General features: G+C 33.0%; 17 protein-coding genes. 5 read left to right on the top strand and 12 right to left on the bottom strand.

The features are described 5' to 3' along the window. Positions 1-10 precede the first annotated feature (10 nt). The 4 genes from EKM03_RS07330 (at position 11) to EKM03_RS07315 (ending at position 4,237) form a co-directional block, all read left to right on the top strand. Positions 11-1,372 (top strand): exonuclease domain-containing protein, encoded by a 1,362-nt coding sequence (locus tag EKM03_RS07330; protein WP_126740101.1) that lies wholly within the window; start codon positions 11-13, stop codon positions 1,370-1,372. Between the two features lie 27 nt (positions 1,373-1,399). Next, positions 1,400-2,230 (top strand): ion transporter, encoded by an 831-nt coding sequence (locus EKM03_RS07325; protein WP_126462913.1) that lies wholly within the window; start codon positions 1,400-1,402, stop codon positions 2,228-2,230. 158 nt (positions 2,231-2,388) lie between these two features. After that, entirely contained in the window at positions 2,389-3,306 is a 918-nt protein-coding gene (miaA, locus tag EKM03_RS07320) for a tRNA (adenosine(37)-N6)-dimethylallyltransferase MiaA (RefSeq protein WP_126462916.1), read from the top strand. A 190-nt stretch (positions 3,307-3,496) separates the two neighbouring features. After that, positions 3,497-4,237, top strand: coding sequence for an acyl-[acyl-carrier-protein] thioesterase (locus EKM03_RS07315; protein WP_126740100.1), 741 nt, complete (start codon positions 3,497-3,499; stop codon positions 4,235-4,237). 48 nt (positions 4,238-4,285) lie between these two features. On the opposite strand, the gene EKM03_RS07310 is transcribed toward EKM03_RS07315, so the two are convergent. From EKM03_RS07310 to EKM03_RS07255, 12 genes are all read right to left on the bottom strand, one after another. After that, positions 4,286-5,002, bottom strand: a complete 717-nt coding sequence (locus tag EKM03_RS07310) for a response regulator transcription factor (RefSeq protein ID WP_126452426.1) — start codon at positions 5,000-5,002, stop codon at positions 4,286-4,288. 3 nt (positions 5,003-5,005) lie between these two features. Beyond that, entirely contained in the window at positions 5,006-6,589 is a 1,584-nt protein-coding gene (locus tag EKM03_RS07305; protein WP_126553637.1) for a sensor histidine kinase KdpD, read from the bottom strand. 71 nt (positions 6,590-6,660) lie between these two features. Beyond that, the gene (coaE, locus tag EKM03_RS07300) at positions 6,661-7,245 is read right to left on the bottom strand and encodes a dephospho-CoA kinase (RefSeq protein WP_126740099.1); all 585 of its coding nucleotides are present in this window, start codon (positions 7,243-7,245) and stop codon (positions 6,661-6,663) included. Position 7,246: 1 nt separating this feature from the next. Beyond that, on the bottom strand, positions 7,247-8,248 hold the full coding sequence (locus EKM03_RS07295; protein WP_126452432.1) for a glycosyltransferase family 2 protein: 1,002 nt from the start codon (positions 8,246-8,248) through the stop codon (positions 7,247-7,249). Between the two features lie 128 nt (positions 8,249-8,376). Beyond that, entirely contained in the window at positions 8,377-9,567 is a 1,191-nt protein-coding gene (gene fabV / locus EKM03_RS07290) for an enoyl-ACP reductase FabV (protein ID WP_126562401.1), read from the bottom strand. A gap of 109 nt (positions 9,568-9,676) precedes the next feature. After that, the gene (recN, locus tag EKM03_RS07285) at positions 9,677-11,329 is read right to left on the bottom strand and encodes a DNA repair protein RecN (RefSeq protein WP_126740098.1); all 1,653 of its coding nucleotides are present in this window, start codon (positions 11,327-11,329) and stop codon (positions 9,677-9,679) included. 53 nt (positions 11,330-11,382) lie between these two features. After that, positions 11,383-12,267: a DUF4835 family protein gene (locus EKM03_RS07280; protein ID WP_126740097.1), complete on the bottom strand. Its 885-nt coding sequence runs from the start codon at positions 12,265-12,267 to the stop codon at positions 11,383-11,385. 69 nt (positions 12,268-12,336) lie between these two features. After that, positions 12,337-13,554, bottom strand: a complete 1,218-nt coding sequence (gene coaBC / locus EKM03_RS07275; protein WP_126462930.1) for a bifunctional phosphopantothenoylcysteine decarboxylase/phosphopantothenate--cysteine ligase CoaBC — start codon at positions 13,552-13,554, stop codon at positions 12,337-12,339. Between the two features lie 8 nt (positions 13,555-13,562). Next, entirely contained in the window at positions 13,563-13,880 is a 318-nt protein-coding gene (locus EKM03_RS07270; protein ID WP_026709525.1) for a DNA-directed RNA polymerase subunit omega, read from the bottom strand. Between the two features lie 8 nt (positions 13,881-13,888). Further along, positions 13,889-14,689 (bottom strand): outer membrane protein assembly factor BamD, encoded by an 801-nt coding sequence (locus EKM03_RS07265; protein WP_126462931.1) that lies wholly within the window; start codon positions 14,687-14,689, stop codon positions 13,889-13,891. Between the two features lie 175 nt (positions 14,690-14,864). After that, positions 14,865-15,746, bottom strand: coding sequence for a 4-hydroxy-tetrahydrodipicolinate synthase (gene dapA / locus EKM03_RS07260; RefSeq protein ID WP_126462933.1), 882 nt, complete (start codon positions 15,744-15,746; stop codon positions 14,865-14,867). A gap of 6 nt (positions 15,747-15,752) precedes the next feature. Then, positions 15,753-16,271: a hypothetical protein gene (locus EKM03_RS07255; RefSeq protein ID WP_126740096.1), complete on the bottom strand. Its 519-nt coding sequence runs from the start codon at positions 16,269-16,271 to the stop codon at positions 15,753-15,755. A gap of 47 nt (positions 16,272-16,318) precedes the next feature. On the opposite strand from EKM03_RS07255, the gene EKM03_RS07250 reads away from it, so the two are divergent. Then, a complete protein-coding gene (locus EKM03_RS07250; protein ID WP_126553629.1) occupies positions 16,319-17,128 on the top strand; it encodes a 5'-nucleotidase C-terminal domain-containing protein in 810 nt (269 codons plus the stop codon). The last annotated feature ends 87 nt before the right edge of the window (positions 17,129-17,215 follow it).

Below are 17,215 nucleotides of genomic sequence, written 5' to 3'. Positions count from 1 at the left end.
AATACTTATTTTGTACGCAATACTAGACATAGAAACCACAGGAGGACAATTCAACGAAGAGGGAATCACTGAAATCGCTATCTATAAATTTGATGGACATGAGGTCGTGGATCAGTTCATTAGTTTGGTAAATCCGGAAATCCCAATTCAACCTTTTGTAGTTAAACTTACCGGTATTAATAATGCCATGTTGCAATCTGCTCCCAAGTTTTTTGAAGTAGCAAAACGCATCATCGAAATGACAAACGATTGTATTATCGTGGCTCATAATGCTTCTTTTGATTACAGAATCTTGAGAACCGAATTCAGACGATTAGGATACGATTTTGAAGCCAGAACACTTTGTACGGTTGAATTATCAAAAAAATTATTGCCGGAACAACCGTCCCATAGCCTAGGAAAACTCGTTCGTGCGCTTGGAATCCCAATGGCAGACCGCCACAGAGCCAGTGGTGATGCTTTAGCAACAGTCAAATTATTCAAAATTCTTTTAGAAAAAGATTTAGAGAAAGAAATTGTAAAAGATTTTATAAAGCTGGAAATCGAAAAAGGAATTGCTCCAAAATTACTGGATATTGTGTCCGGATTACCAGCAAAAACAGGTGTCTATTACATTCATAATGAGAAAGGAAATCTAATTTACATTGGCAAAAGCCGAAACATAAAAAAACGAATCAATCAGCATTTTATAGGAACTTCTGCAAAATGCAAGAAAATTCAAGCAGAAGTGTTTTCCGTAACCTATGATGAAACCGGAAGTGAATTGATCGCATTATTAAAAGAAAGCGAGGAAATAAAAATCAACAAACCCATATATAACAGAGCACAGCGAAAAAGTATTTTTCAACTGGCACTCTATGCTGAAAAAGATAAAAATGGGTATCTCAACCTAAAGCTTCAAAAAGCAGATGGACGCAAAAAAGAAATCACATCCTTTTCCTCCCTGCAAGAGGGTAAAAACGCATTATTCAGAATTACTTCTCATTATAATTTATGCCAAAAACTAACTGGTTTGTATGTTTCTAAAACCAACTGTTTTCAATACACTATAAAAGAATGTGACGGCGCTTGTATTAGCAAAGTTTCACCTGAAGAATACAATATCAGAGTTCTTACTTTTGTCGAGAAAAATAGTTTCGAAAATCAAAATATGATATTGATTGACAAAGGCAGAGCCATCAGCGAAAGATCTGCCGTTTTGATCGAAAACGGAATTTACAAAGGCTATGCTTTTTATGATTTAAATTATCAAATCAACAATATCGAAATACTGAGAAACATCCTCATTCCGATGCAAAATAACCGGGACACTAAAAATATTATCCAAGGGCACATACGAAGCAATAAAACCTTGAAAACGTTAAAATTCTAATCGTATGCTATCAATCCATCCATAATTATGCACCGAATAAAGTCAAAATTTGACACTTTCAGACAAAAAACCAATGTCATTATTTATGGCACAAATACGGCTTCCGGACGCTTGTTTGATCTGGTACTTTTAGGAGTAATTTTGTTAAGTGTTGTAATTGTGATGCTTGAAACCGTAAAAGGTTTCGATACAAAATACCACCAAGAACTCATTATCCTAGAGTGGGTCATTACGATTTTCTTTACCTTAGAATACATTCTTCGAATTATATCTATAAAAAAACCTGTCAAATACGTTCTCAGTTTCTATGGAATCATTGATTTGATTGCCACTTTACCTATGTATTTGTCCTTGTTTTATTTTGGAACAAGCGTTTTAACTGTGGTAAGGGCTTTGAGATTACTGCGATTGTTCAAAATATTGAAACATCCAAAATTCTCCAGTCAATCCACTCACCTAAAAGAAGCGCTAATTGCCAGTAGAGGAAAAATATTAATTTTTATCTATTTCATGTTGATCAGCAGCATCCTGATAGGCTCCGTTATGTATGTGGTAGAGGGTAAAGAAAGCGGTTTTACCAGCATTCCCACCAGCATTTATTGGACCATTGTAACACTCACAACCGTTGGCTACGGTGACATATCGCCCATAACACCATTAGGCCAAGCTATAGCATCAGTAGTAATGATCATGGGATATGGAATAATAGCCGTTCCTACGGGTATCGTTTCAGCTGAATTTGCAAACAGCAACCGTAAAAAACCAAGAGCCGAAAGAATTAATCCATGCACCGTTTGCGGAACTGACGGTCATGAATATAATGCAAAATACTGCTACCATTGTGGCACCGAATTATAATTTATTAATTTGAAGCAATTCCAGCTGTACACTGCAACTCCTCGTTATTCCAGTTGTTTTTCTAAGGCTAAAAAGGAGCTTCCTCCGGTCGCTCTTTTACACCAAGAAAAAAAACTGCAATACCTCCGGGGTTTCCGTTTCCATCTGGGCTAAAAACTATGAAATACCTAATCACCATTATCGGACCCACAGCGATAGGAAAAACTTCCTTGAGCATCATTTTGGCTAATTATTTTAAATGCGATATCCTGTCATGTGACAGCCGACAGTTTTTCAAGGAAATGACCATCGGAACCGCAGTTCCAAACCAAGCCGAGCTAGCAACAGCTACCCATCATTTTATCCAAAACAAATCCATATTCGAGAATTATACCGTAGGTGATTTCGAGAAAGAAGCCATTGCAAAACTGGACGAATTATTTCTGACCAATGATTATGCTATACTAGTTGGTGGTTCGGGATTATATGTAGACGCAATCCTAAAAGGTTTTGATGAATTTCCAGAAATAGACCCTACAGTTCGCTCAGCAATAACACTGAATTATGAAAAACTGGGAATTGGGTATTTGCAACAAAAACTCGAAGTTTTAGATCCTAATTATTACAAAACTTTGACTGTCGAGAATTCTCAAACCTTACAAAATCCACAACGTATGATGCGTTTCGTAGAAGTATGTATTGGTGCCGGAAAACCATATTCTTCTTTTTTAAATCAAAAGCAAAACAGTCGCAACTTCACTCCTATTTTAATTGGTTTAGAAGCCGACAGAAAGGGTATCTATAACCGAATCAATCAACGTGTAGATGCCATGATGAACGAGGGTTTATTAGCGGAAGCAAAAACGTTATTCCAGAATAAAGAATTGAACGCCTTGCAAACAGTGGGTTACAGAGAACTATTCCGTTATTTTGACAGGGAAATTTCATTGGAATTTGCCATTGAAGAAATAAAGAAAAATACCCGCCGATTCTCAAAACGTCAACTCACTTGGTTCAAAAAAAATGAAAACACCAAATGGTTTGATTTTGAAACTCCTTATGAAACGATTGTGAAGTACATCAATTCAAAAAAATAAAAATATCATTATTGACGACGATCAAAAAAATTTAACCACTAATTCGCTAATAAAAAACCTATACTTCGAATATAATTAGCGGTCATTATTATTATTTATAAAATGTTTTGTTTTAACAATCCCTATAAACAAAAGAAGTACAACAAAAAAGCCTTTTTAAACCCATTACTAATAATTACAATCTATAAATATGCCCATTTCACCTAACTTCACATCTATTCTTAGCAAAGACTGGGAAATCAATTTTATACAATGTGCTCCAAACGGGTTTTTAAAATACACTGATTTGTGTTCTATATTACAATTAACAGCAGCTGCACATTCAGAAATTGGTGGAATCAGTTTTACGGACATGCAGGAATTTAATCAAGCGTGGGTTTTGAGCAGAATGCGTGTTGAAGTTACTAAATTACCTAAATCCGGAGATGTCGTAACGGTAAAAACCTGGATCAATTCCTTAGAGAATTCCCGTTCAGTACGGGCGCTGGAAATGCAAGTAAATGGAGAAAAAATTGTGGGTTCAGAGACTTTCTGGGCTGTATTCAATACTAAAAAAAGACGGCCGGAAGCATTGGCGTTGCCGTTCGAGCATTTTGAAGTATATCCAGAAAAAAAAGCTACTCATGAAGGTTTTTCTAAAATTAATTTCAATCAGGAGAAAGAAATAGTTTTTGAAAAAACCATTTTCTTATCGGATTTAGACATTGTAAATCATGTTAATAATGTCAAATATCTGGAATGGTGTTTGGATCTGGTTGATGAAAAATTAATCCTGAATCAGGAAATTATTAGTTTCGAAATGAATTTCCTAAAAGAATTATCTCTAAAGGATAACGTAATTATTCATGAAACTATTTCTAAAAATGAAACTATTTTTAGTATTACAAAAGAAGAAAAAACCAATTTCGCTTTGCAATTAAACTGGAAATAAATATTTTTAAAATAAAAAAAGCCTCAATTTCTTGAGGCTTATAGCTACTTATTCTGCTACTTTATTTTTTACAACTAATCTAAATCCTTCTCCGTGGATATTCAAAATTTCAACATCTTCATCCAGTTTAAGGTATTTCCTCAGTTTTGCTATATAAACATCCATACTTCTGGATGTAAAGTAATTATCATCTCTCCATATTTTTGTCAAGGCTAATTCTCTTGGCATCAAATCATTTTCATGAAGAATCAACATCTTCAACAAATCATTTTCTTTTGGAGATAATTTAATTGGCTCTTCAGTATTAAAAGTTAAAAAACGAAGTTTTGAATTTAAATAAAACTTCCCAATATTAAATTCAAATTGTACTTGTTCTGCTCTGGTATCTGATGATTTTCTTTGAATTATCGCTTTGATTTTCATCAACAATACTTCTGAATCAAAAGGTTTATTTAAGTAATCATCCGCACCCGCTTTGTAGCCTTTCAACACATCCTCTTTCATCGATTTTGCAGTTAAAAAGATAATTGGAACTTCGTTGTTTTTTTCTCTGATTTCTTTTGCTAAAGTATAACCATCTTTGTAAGGCATCATTACATCCAGAATACACAAATCATAAGTATCTTTTTTAAATTTTTCGAAACCTTCCATTCCATTTTTGGCTAAAGTGACGTCAAAATCATTTAGCATTAAATAATCTTTCAAAACCGCACCAAAATTCAGGTCATCTTCCACTAAAAGTATTTTCTTATTTACATTTTCCATATTCTAATTTATTAATGGTAATTTTATTATGAAGGTACTCCCTTTTCCCTTTTCACTTTCTACATATACTTGACCGTTGTGGTCATCTACAATTCTTTTTACATACGCTAAACCTAATCCATGTCCTTTGACATTATGAATGTCGCCGGTATGTTCTCTATAAAATTTTTCAAAAATTCTTTTTTGAGCTATTTTACTCATTCCTAAACCGTTATCTTTAACTTTGATAATAACCATATCTTTTACATTTTCAGTAAAAATGTCTATTTCTGGCACATTAGGTGAATATTTTATAGCATTTTCTAAAATATTGACAATCACATTGGTAAAATGAACATCGTTGAGTAATACGGTAGTTCTTAAAGCGCCAAAGTGGCTTCTAATGGTTCCTTCTCTATCTTCTAAAATTAGATTTACATGTTCAATAGCATCATTTATAATGTCATGTACATTGAGCGTCTCTTTGATAATGTCCAGTTCTTTCTTTTCTAGTTTAGAAATTCTTAATACATTCTCAACCTGGGCGTGCATGCGTTTATTCTCGTCTTTAATCATCTGAAGGTATCGTAAAACCTTCTCCTTATCATCTATTATTTTTGGATTTCGTATCGCATCTAATGCTAAATTAATTGTGGCTATTGGAGTTTTAAACTCGTGCGTCATGTTATTAATAAAATCATTTTTAATTTCAGAAATTTGACGTTGCCGGATCAATTGATTCAATGCACTTGAATACGCAATCAAAATAATTAGAGTAAAAACAATTGAAAGTACGGTAATACTTACGAGTTCCGACAATAAAAATTTCTTTTTAAGCGGAAATGTAACCAACAAATCATACTTACTGCTTCCTTCATTATCAATAAATACCGGAATAGAATAGGTAGCATCTTTATCATATTTAAACTCGCTTGATTTGATTTTAGTCGCTAAATTATTGCTGTAAATACCAAATTCAAATTTTGTTTCAATACCGTGTTCTTCTAATTCTTTCTTGATTAATTTTTGTAAAACACTGCTCGAAACACGTTCCTCAAGCGGCATTGCTGACAATACATCTTTTGCTGAAATTTTAAAAAGAGCATTGTCTAAAATATCTAAATTTCCTTCTTTTTCAATTCTAATATCTGGAATCAAACTTTGATTCCCACCTAATTTGTCAATAGAATTATTGTTATACACTTCTGTAACGCGTTTAGAACTAAAATTCTTGAATTTTTCACTATCAAATTTCTTATCAAAGAACGTAGGAGAAATATTGTAATTCTCAGAAATTATACTGTTTGAGTATATAATAGTTTCGTTTGTTCTTGGATTTTTCTGAACGTAATAAAACTCTAATATATCGTCCTTTTCAGGAACTTTTCCGGTACTATCCTTGTAATGATTTATTTTGTCATAAAAATTATACTCTTCTTGTTTTTGAAGATTATTCGCCACATTACCAATAACTTGCTTAACATGAAACTTAAATTGCTCATCATTATTTTTAAACGAGGTATTGAACCAATATACCTGAACTAAAATTATCCCTATTAAGGACAAGCTCATTAATAAAACAAGTAATCTAAAAAAAAGTTTATTCATCAAAACAAATTTAGTATTTTAACAATATATTAAATAATAGATTAACCAAACATTAACAACTATGCTTGTTTTTATACAATCTTTAATATTTTAAGAATTTCATTTGCCTCCTGCTTTGCTGTTTCAAGTGAAACATTATGAATAACAAAATCACTTTTGTCAATTCTCTGTTTATCAGTCCATTGTGAATTTATTCGTTTCAAAACAAGATCTCGGTTTGATTTATCTCTGGCAATTACCCTTTGAATTCTCAATTCTAACGGTACTGTAACCGTTATAATAAAATCAAATTCTTTATCACGCCCACTTTCAAATAAAATAGCCGCTTCATAGATAATAAACGGCGCCGTCTCTTGTTGTAAAATCCATTGATCAAAATGTTTTTTTACTGCCGGATGAATAATAGCATTGAGTTTTTCTAATTTTTCAGGTTCCTCAAATACGATTTTAGCTAATTTTTCTCTATTTAACAGGTTAATTTCAAAAACAGAACTCCCAAATTCGTTTTTTATGGCTTTTAAAATCACAGCAGATTCCATCATTTTTCTGGCCTCCGCATCCGCAATATAAACGGGAATCCCAAATGATTCAAAATATTTTGCAAGGGTAGTTTTGCCACTTCCTATGCCTCCGGTTAAACCAATGATTTTTGTCATCTTACACTTTAAAAAATAATTCTGGAAAAGCCTCTTGTGGTTTTTGCCTTAAAATAATAACTTTATAATAGGATTTTATGAAACCTAAACCGTAACCATAAAACTGTTTCCAAACCGCTATTAATGATAAATAACCTATTTTAAGGCTCTTATTCTGGTAAGAAGAGACCAAGAACAATACCAAAAAGTAAATAAAATACAACTGAAGCAGATAATCAAAATTAAAAATTAACAACAATACAATTGAAAAGAAAAATCCAATGATGAAAACCGAAGGAAAGAAAAAAGTAAGCTTATTGTATTTTGGATACCAACTGTTAAGAATTGGTCGTGCTTTTCCAAATTTATTTACCTGAGTTGAAAACTTATCCCAGTCGATTCTTCGTTTGTGATATACAAATGCTTGTGGGAAAAGTGTGGTTTCAAAACCTAAGTTCCACAAACGAATTGACAAATCAGGATCTTCTCCTGGATGAATATTTCCAAAACCTTTGGACGCTTCAAAAGCTTTGCGAGACAGCCCCATGTTAAAACTTCGGGGCTGAAACTTATCGATTTTTTCAGAACCGCCTCTAATTCCTCCTGTGGTTAAAAAAGAAGTCATTGCAAAATTAATTGCTTTTTGGATGTCTGAAAAACTATCTAAAGCCTTGTCCGGTCCTCCAAAACAGTCTACATAATTTTGCTTTAAAGCCGTATCAACTTCAGACAAGTACTGCTCAGGTATAATACAATCCGAATCAAAAATGATAAAGTAATCCCCTCTGGCTTTTTTCATTCCATAATTTCTGGAATCGCCAGGTCCTGAATTCTCTTTGTAATAATAGGAAATATCAAGTCTGTCTCCATATTTTTGAGCAACATCCTGACACACTAAAGCAGAACCGTCTTCTACGATTACAATTTCAAATATCTCTTTATAGGTTGTATGAGACAAACTTTCTAAAAGTTCATCTACTTCGTCTGGGCGATTGTAAACTGGGATTATTAAGGAAAATAACATAAATCAAAATGAGGTATTAGTAGTCTGTTTTTAGGTCTTTAAAATTTTAACAAATATAATGGTTATCCATAAAAAAACCATCAACTATTAATTGATGGTTTTATAAATACTATTTTAAGGTACAATAATTAAGAAATACTTTTAATGTTTACCACTTCGTTTGTATCCGCTTTGTAATCTACACCATCCACGTCAAAACCAAATAAATTGTAAAAATCTTTTCTGTATCCTACTAAATCTCCTATTTCGGATAAATTTTCAGTTACAGCCTCCATCCACAATTTAGCTACTTTTTCCTGAACATCAGGACGCATCTCTAAATCATCAATCCTAATTCTTCCTTTTTCGTCAACAGGAACTTCATTGCCGGTAAACAATCGTTCTTGATACAAACGCTGAATTTGCTCAATACATCCTTCGTGTATACCTTCTTCCTTCATTATTCGATATAATAAAGAAATATACAATGGAATAACCGGAATTGCAGAACTTGCTTGTGTAACCAATGCCTTATTTACAGAAACAAATGCTTTTCCATCAATAGCTGCTAAACTGTCCGTGATTGCAAATGCAATCGATTCAAGATGATCTTTGGCCCGACCAATTGTACCTTTTCTATACACTGCCTCAGTCAATGATGGCCCAATATAGGAATAAGCAACAGTTGTAGCGCCTGGAGCTAATAGATTTTGAGCTTTTAGAGCATCAATCCACATCTCCCAATCTTCCCCGCCCATAACGGCGACTGTGTTTTCTATATCATCACCAGTGCAAGGCTCAATTGAAATTTCAGAAACTTTACCAGAATGAAAATCAACTGTTTTATTGGTAAAAGTACCACCAATTGGTTTCAAAACAGAACGATGCAATATTCCTGTTACAGGATGCATACGAACGGGAGAAGCTAAACTGTAGATTATTAAGTCCACTTGACCTAAATCAGCTTTTATAAGATCTAATGTTTGTTGCTTTACTTCATTCGAAAAAGCATCTCCATTGATACTTTTTGCATACAAACCTGCTTTATGCGCTTCATTTTCAAAAGCTGCAGAGTTGTACCAACCTGGTGAAGCTGTTTTTCCTTCAGAAGGAGCTTTTTCAAAAAACACACCAATAGTTGCTGCATTAGAACCAAAAGCACTTGTAATTCTGGAAGCCAAACCAAAACCGGTTGAAGCCCCAATTACTAATACATTTTTAGCTCCGTTGATTGCGCCTTTTGATTGTATGTATTCTATTTGATTTTTTACATTTTGCTCGCATCCTTTTGGGTGTGATGTCGTACAAATAAATCCTCTCATTCTAGGTTCTATAATCATAATTCTATTGTTTATTTGGTTAAACGTTTAATCGGTAATAGATTAAACACATAACTAAGTTTATCTTTATTTATTTATCTTTTTAAGTTGACAAATATAAGGCATTTCTTTAGTTCAACAAGGCTTTGGCATGATTTAAGGCTGAGTCGGAAACGATTGTTCCAGATAACATTTGCGCGATTTCAACCACTCTTTCTTCTCTACTTAATAATTTCAATTCAGATTGCGTATCCTCGCCAACAGTCAATTTAAACACTTTGAAATGAGCATTCCCTTTTGCCGCAATTTGGGGTAAATGCGTAATTGCAAAAATTTGCATTTGCTGACTCATTTCCTTCATAATTTCCCCCATTCTAATGGCTATTTCTCCGGAAACACCAGTGTCAATTTCATCAAAAATTAATGTTGGTAATTTTGAATAGTGTGCCAATATCGCCTTAACAGCAAGCATAATCCTTGACATTTCTCCACCAGAAGCTACTTTTTTTAACAAACCAAAATCCGTCCCTTTATTGGCCGAAAATAAAAACTGAAGCTCATCTTTTCCGTTTTGAAAATAGGTTTCAGTTGATTTTACATCCATTTTAAAGCGCACATTAGGCATTCCTAAAGTTTCTAAAATCGCAATCAACTTTTGGGATAAAACTGGAATCGAATTCAATCTATTCGTATGAATTGTAGTTGAAAAAACATCTAATTCAACGGTTTTTTGCTTTAGAGAAAGCGTCAGTGCAGCGATCTCTTCTTCCATATTTCCTAATTCTAATACTGAATTTTCTAGATTCATCTGAATTTGAAGTAGTTCATCCACAGATGACACCTGATGTTTCTTTTGCAAGGTAAAAATCACCTGAAGCTTTTGACTAATTAAATCCAATTGTTCCGGATCATTGATCAATTTTTCAGAACAACGATTCATTTCTTCCAAAACATCTTCAAATTCAATCGTTACGCTTGTAATTCTTTCTAACAAAGATTGGTAATCCGCTGAAAAAACAGCAATTTTTTGTAATAAAACCTTAATTTCATTCAAATTATGCATCACACCCATTTGTTCTTCATTGGCTATAGCCAAAGATTTATCAATAGATTCCTTGATAATTTCAACATTATTTAATTTTTCAAAATCAGCCTCAAGAGATTCTTGTTCACCTGATTTTAATTGCGCTGCTACCAATTCATCCAATAAAAAAGTATTGTATTCCTGCTCTTTCTTAGATTCGCTTTGTCTTTTCAGTAACGAATTTAATTTGGATCTATCCGATTTATATTTTTTTAAAAGCGACTGATACTCCAGAATTATATTTTTATTTGTGGCAATAGCATCTATAATTTCAAACTGTACATTTTCATCCGAAAGTTCTTGAGTTTGTTGTTGCGAATGAATATCAATCAAGAATAAGCTCAATTCCTGCAATTCCTGAAGATTTACGGGGCTGTCATTAACAAACGCTCTTGATTTTCCTGAAGGCAGGATTTCGCGTCTAATTATAGTGTCATTTTCATAGTCTAAATCATTTGTTTCAAAAAAAGGAAGTAAATTATACTTAGAAATTTCAAAATGAGCCTCAATAATACACTTTTCTTCTTTGTTTTTTAGAGAAGTCAAATCGGCTCTTTTTCCTAAAACCAGCCCCAATGCACCTAAAATTATTGATTTTCCTGCACCAGTTTCACCAGTGATTGTTGAGAAACCTTTTGAAAAATCGATTGTCAATTTTTCTATTAAAGCATAGTTTTTTATCGAAAGTGACGTTATCATTTATTTGTTTTTTTTTATTGGAACCGGGGATTAAATTAAAATCTGGCCGCTAATTAATAGTGTATCAGTGCCCATTTGCTAGAATTCAAAGGAGAAATTTTATTTAGATTATCAACTAAATCTGAAATTGTGATACTAGGACCACCTGAAAATACAGCTACAATTTCATCTGATTTAGCATCAAAAAAGACACGGGTTAAAAACGCATTAGGTCTTGAAGCATTTAACTTAGCTAAATCAATTAAAGATCCTTTTATTTTTTCTTTAGCCTCTTTTAAATCCTGATTCATCAAATCTAATCCGGAATGGTACTCAAACATCGTTTGTCGAACTTGTTTGAATGCCGGGGATAAAATATCATTTATCAAAAAATAACGGTTTTGATTTCCATCGGCCTGACTCCATCCTTTTGATCCTCCTTGCTGTGCTACATTTAAAATATTCTGAGCAGTTTCAAAATAAGGATTTCCGGATTCCATCACAAAAGTATCCGCATCCATTCCTAAAATGACATAACTGTAAAAAGAAAGAACCGAAACTAAATTAGAATCAAAACTGCTGGGGTTAAAAATTAAATTTTCAAACTCAGTATACCGAAAACTAAAATCTTTGTCGTTATAATTTAAAACTGGTGAAGTGTACGATGAATTAAAAACCGGACGGGATGATTGTACCTGGATGGTGGCTATAAATTGATCGGAATTATTAGCAGAAACAGTAATATAAATTGAGCAATTAATTTTTTTATTTTGCTTCACTGTTTGACCGGTCCAATCTGTTTTGTTTACAAACTCACTGATCGAGGTTTGCAAGGTTTTAAAAACTTGTTGATTGGTAACACTCAATCGCTGTGCATCAACTGTTACGGTACAATTCAATTGTTGTGCTTGGACACCTCCAAAAATAAAAAGCAGCAAAAAAGTAAATATTTTATTCATCTGTAGATTTCTGTTTTTTTATCTGTCACCATAAATCACAACCGTTATTACCTCATAGAGTGTCATGTGCTACCTTAGTTTTTCAAAATGCGCTATTACTTTATTTAGTATATCATCCGCAACAGCCTCTTTCGATTTTAATTCCATTGGTTCAAGATTAAAAAACTGGTCTATAAAAGTAACTTTATTCGTTGGTTTTCCAAAACCGGCACCCTGATCTTGAAGGGAATTCAAAACGATCAAATCTAAGTTTTTTTTCTGAATTTTCAGCTTTGCATTTTCGATTTCATTTTCTGTTTCTAAAGCAAAACCAATCAGAAACTGATTTTTCTTCAGCGTTCCCAAAGAAGCTAAAATATCCTTGGTTTTCTCGAGTTCAATTACAAAATTATCAGCTGCCTTTTTAATTTTTTGTTTAGCTACATTCTTGGGCTTATAATCCGCAACTGCTGCTGCTGCAATGGCGACATCTACATCAGCGTACCTCTGGTGGCAGGCTAGATACATCTCTTCGGCAGAGACTACATTAATAACTTCAATCAAGGAATTTGAAACTGTAAAATGTGTTGGTCCACTTACTAAAATTACTGAAGCACCTAGATTAGCAGCGCTAATTGCTATATCAAAACCCATTTTACCCGAAGAATGATTTCCTATAAAACGCACGGGATCGATTGCTTCATAAGTAGGACCCGCAGTAATTAATATTTTTTTCCCTTTAAGAGGTAATTTATTGTTTAAATCCGCCTCAATAAAAGCCACTATATTCTCTGGTTCCGCCATTCTACCTTCTCCGGACAATCCACTTGCCAATTCGCCTGTTTCGGCAGGAATTATTGTATTACCAAATTGTGTCAAAGAGGAAAAATTAGCAATAGTTGAAGGATGTTTGTACATATCTAAATCCATTGCAGGAGCAAAATACACGGGACATTTTGCGGATAAATAGGCTGCAATCAATAGATTATCACAAATACCATTTGTCATTTTAGACAATGTATTTGCTGTAGCTGGCGCAATAATCATCAAATCAGCCCAAAGTGCCAATTCAACATGATTGTTCCATTTTTCATCTTCATTGTCTTGGTTATAAAAACTAGAATAAACCGGATTTTTGGATAACGTAGATAATGTAAGAGGGGTTACAAAATCCTTAGAAGCAGGTGTCATTATCACTTGGACATGTGCACCTGCTTTTATGAAAAGTCGTACTAATGAAGCGGTTTTATAGGCTGCAATTCCACCAGAAATTCCTAGTAAAATTTTCTTACCGTTTAAAACTGACATAGCATTTATTATTTATTAGAGTCTCTGTGGTAAATTTTACCATCTAACCATTCTTGAACTGCTAAAGCGTGTGGTTTAGGCAGTTTTTCGTAAAATTTTGAAACCTCAATTTGTTCTTTGTTTTCAAAAACTTCTTCAAGACTGTCATTATATGTTGCAAACTCTTCTAATTTCTCTGTCAATTCTTTTTTAATTTCTGAATTGATTTGGTTTGCTCTTTTAGCCATAATGGTTATTGCTTCATACACATTACCAGTAGGTTCTTCAATAACAGTTTTATTATATGTTATTGTATTTACTGGAGCATTCGTCTTTTTTAAATCCATGACTTTATTTATTTAGTAAATTTTTGTAAATCTTTTTCTATTTGAGCTAACATTTGGTTCGCTACTTTTATATATTTCGTTTCAGCATTAAATTTTATCAAATTTGCTTGCGCTGTTTTTGCAACATTCAAACGTTCTTCCATTTTTGCAGGAACACTATTTATTGCCAGTTGGTAAGCTGAATCTAATTTAAAAAACAATGCGTCCTCTTTTAGTGGTGTTCCTGGATAATCTGCAACAAAATTATCTAAAGCAATTATCGCTGATTTGAAATCAGAAATCGTATGGTATCCTTTAGCATTTTCAAATACTTTTTTTTGTATTTTCTCGCTAAGCACTTTAACGGAACTATTGGCGTCAGCCATATATTCTGAGTTTGGATAACTATCAATAAACAGTTGTAATTTATCCAATGCTTTGTTCGTGTCCGTTTGATCTAGACTATAAGAAGGAGAAAGCATAGAGTAACTTTTTGCCCCTAAATAAGCTGCTTCTTGTATTTTTTCACTTTTAGGATATCCTGAAACAAAGCTTTCAAATTGATATCCTGCTAAATAATATTGCTTTGTCTTGTAATAGGATTGCGCAAACATATAAAACAATTTTTCTGCTTGAGGCTTTCCTCTGTATGCTGGGCCAATCTGCTCAAAAATACGAATTGCTTTAGAAAATTTTCCTGTATCGTATAATTTAGTCGCCATTTCAAACTTGACAGCTACATCTTCGGTTTTTAGTGCTCTTTGGTATTCGTTACAAGAACTAAAAAAAACTACAAGAAGCAATAGAGATATTATTTTTTTACTCAACATTTAATATTGTTTTTTAGATTTCGTGAATCTTTGATTTCATTTTTTTACTTTTTTCATGATTCCTTTGGCTGAAACAACCTACCAAATCATACCGAAGTTTCGGTGGCAAATTTAGTTATTAATTTAGCGACTTCAAAATATATTTTTTGTTTAAAAAAATGCTACTTTTTCATCCTTATTTATTCATTTTTTTTACAAACTGATCAATTCTATTTGCTAGTGAATCATCTACTTTTACCAGTGGCAAACGCACTGTATTTTCAGAAATCCCTAGTGACAGAAAGACTTGTTTGATTCCTGCTGGATTTCCCTGCTCAAAAATCATGTCAATACAATCTGATAAAAGATACTGTGTTTTGAACGCTTCATCTGTCTTTCTGTTTAAGCCCAATCGAATCATTTCAGAAAATTCTTTAGGGAAACCTTGACCAATAACTGATATCACACCTGCTCCACCTGCTAAAACCATTGGTAAAGCTATCATATCATCACCAGAAATTACAAGAAAATCTTTTGGTTTGTTTTTCAATAATTGCATTGCCTGAACAAGATCTCCTGCTGCTTCCTTTATGGCTACGATATTTTCGAAATCATTTGCCAAACGCAAAACAGTCGAAGGCAACATATTACTTGCCGTTCTTCCCGGAACATTATATAAAATCACTGGAATGGGAGAGGCTTCAGCAACAGCCTTGAAATGCTGGTAAATCCCTTCCTGAGTAGGTTTGTTATAGTACGGAGAAACGGAAAGTATTGCCGTAAACGCAGTTAAATCTCTTGTTTTTAACTCTTCAACAACTTTTAAGGTATTATTACCTCCTACTCCAAGCACTAAGGGCAAAGTGCCATTATTAGCTTCGATTACAGTACGGATGACCAATTCTTTTTCCTCTGGAGACAAAGTTGCGTTTTCTGCAGTGGTACCCAATACTACCAAATATTCAATTCCTCCATCGATAGAAAAATGTACAATTCTTTTTAAAGCTTCGGTATCTATTGAAAAATCTTGTTTAAAAGGAGTTACAAGAGCAACACCTGTTCCTATTAATAATTGCATATTATTTTATATTTTGTTTAATAATTTTAAATATTTGAATAACTCACTTGAAAAAATGCGGTAACTATTAACCTCTGTTTTAATCATGAAATGATTTAATCTTTGGTCTATGGATGAAAAACCAACCTTGAATTGTGCTTTTGAATTATGGGTAACTTGCAATAAAATTGCTTTTTCTATATCGTAATAGCTTATTAATAAATCGAATTTTTCATTGCTAAAAGCATTAACCTCCGTGGATGCAATTTGTCCTTTCCAATTGAGATCTCCAGCACTAAATATAGGATATTTTTTTTCGCTAATTTGTTTTAATTTATCGTTATAAACAATAATTTTGATGTTTTCAGGCAAAATTCCATAGGATAAAATTTCCTTTACCAGCAATTCAGTCTCAGCAAAACCAGTAGTATCAACGACTAAACCAATTGTTTGCACACCAGCCACAGATCCATTACTTTTTAAATTCTGAAAGCTGTTTTTTAATGTTTTTTTTACAAAAAAATTCTTTATATAATTTAAAAACATAGTACTTTTACTTGATTACAAAATTAATTAATTAAGTTGCATTTAAAATGGTAAATCTAAAAAAGTATAACGACGTTTCTAAACTTTTTGTTATATTCTTAACATTTTTATTTGTTGCTTCGTGCAGCAAACAAAATTACTATGTTACTAAAATTGAAGGAAAACGAATTCCTGTCACTGAAAAAGAAAATCAAGTCTCTACTACAGACCCCATAGGAAAACAAGCCCTGCAAATTGAAAATTTCATCAAACCGTATCGGGAACACATCAATAAAGATTTAGATAGTGTCCTTGCGTATTGTCCGGAAACATTAGACAAGAGTTCTGGAAAATGGCAAACTACAATTGGTAATCTGATGGCCGATGTCACATTAAAACGAGGTAATGTTGTGTTTCAAGCTAGAGAAAAAAAGAATATCGACATTTGTTTGCTGAATAGCGGAGGGATTCGCTCTATACTTCCAAAAGGGAATGTCACCGCCCGAACGGCTTTTGAAATTATGCCTTTTGAAAACAGTCTGGTCGTTATTGCGCTAAAAGGAGAACAAATCCTTGAAATCGTTTCCTATCTTATTGCTGAAAAAAAACCGCATCCATTAGCTGGATTAACCTTTACTATTGACAAAAACAATCTTCCAAAAAATATATTGGTTCAAGGAAACCCTGTTCAGCAAGAAACTATTTATTATGTAGGAACCAATGATTATTTATCAAATGGTGGTGACAATATGAATTTCTTTAAAAAAGGAGTTCAAAAATTTGATTTAGAGTACAAACTACGAAATATACTGATTGATTATTTTAAAGAAGTGGATACTATTCCTGTGATAAATGATGTTCGGATTACGGTTGAATAAAAAAGGGTAATAAACAATCCAAAGTAATTTTGAAAACATAAAGCATAGCCCCGATTAAAGTGAAAATCCTTTTTTATCGTTTTTTAA

The organism is Flavobacterium sp. GSP6 (assembly GCF_003984855.1).
GTDB lineage: Bacteria > Bacteroidota > Bacteroidia > Flavobacteriales > Flavobacteriaceae > Flavobacterium.
The sequence above is the reverse complement of the archived record's forward strand: the minus strand, read 5'-3'. Positions and strand labels throughout refer to the sequence as shown.

What these genes read in the sequence shown, in the direction of transcription:
- EKM03_RS07280 (WP_126740097.1), bottom strand. Translation starts at nt 12,267, where the DNA reads ATGAATAAAATATTTACTTTTTTGCTGCTTTTTATTTTTGGAGGTGTC.
- EKM03_RS07310 (WP_126452426.1), bottom strand. Translation starts at nt 5,002, where the DNA reads ATGGAAAATGTAAATAAGAAAATACTTTTAGTGGAAGATGACCTGAAT.
- EKM03_RS07315 (WP_126740100.1), top strand. Translation starts at nt 3,497, where the DNA reads ATGCCCATTTCACCTAACTTCACATCTATTCTTAGCAAAGACTGGGAA.
- EKM03_RS07250 (WP_126553629.1), top strand. Translation starts at nt 16,319, where the DNA reads ATGGTAAATCTAAAAAAGTATAACGACGTTTCTAAACTTTTTGTTATA.
- miaA (WP_126462916.1), top strand. Translation starts at nt 2,389, where the DNA reads ATGAAATACCTAATCACCATTATCGGACCCACAGCGATAGGAAAAACT.
- EKM03_RS07295 (WP_126452432.1), bottom strand. Translation starts at nt 8,248, where the DNA reads ATGTTATTTTCCTTAATAATCCCAGTTTACAATCGCCCAGACGAAGTA.
- dapA (WP_126462933.1), bottom strand. Translation starts at nt 15,746, where the DNA reads ATGCAATTATTAATAGGAACAGGTGTTGCTCTTGTAACTCCTTTTAAA.
- fabV (WP_126562401.1), bottom strand. Translation starts at nt 9,567, where the DNA reads ATGATTATAGAACCTAGAATGAGAGGATTTATTTGTACGACATCACAC.
- EKM03_RS07255 (WP_126740096.1), bottom strand. Translation starts at nt 16,271, where the DNA reads ATGTTTTTAAATTATATAAAGAATTTTTTTGTAAAAAAAACATTAAAA.
- EKM03_RS07325 (WP_126462913.1), top strand. Translation starts at nt 1,400, where the DNA reads ATGCACCGAATAAAGTCAAAATTTGACACTTTCAGACAAAAAACCAAT.
- EKM03_RS07305 (WP_126553637.1), bottom strand. Translation starts at nt 6,589, where the DNA reads ATGAATAAACTTTTTTTTAGATTACTTGTTTTATTAATGAGCTTGTCC.
- EKM03_RS07270 (WP_026709525.1), bottom strand. Translation starts at nt 13,880, where the DNA reads ATGGATTTAAAAAAGACGAATGCTCCAGTAAATACAATAACATATAAT.
- EKM03_RS07265 (WP_126462931.1), bottom strand. Translation starts at nt 14,689, where the DNA reads ATGTTGAGTAAAAAAATAATATCTCTATTGCTTCTTGTAGTTTTTTTT.
- coaBC (WP_126462930.1), bottom strand. Translation starts at nt 13,554, where the DNA reads ATGTCAGTTTTAAACGGTAAGAAAATTTTACTAGGAATTTCTGGTGGA.
- recN (WP_126740098.1), bottom strand. Translation starts at nt 11,329, where the DNA reads ATGATAACGTCACTTTCGATAAAAAACTATGCTTTAATAGAAAAATTG.
- coaE (WP_126740099.1), bottom strand. Translation starts at nt 7,245, where the DNA reads ATGACAAAAATCATTGGTTTAACCGGAGGCATAGGAAGTGGCAAAACT.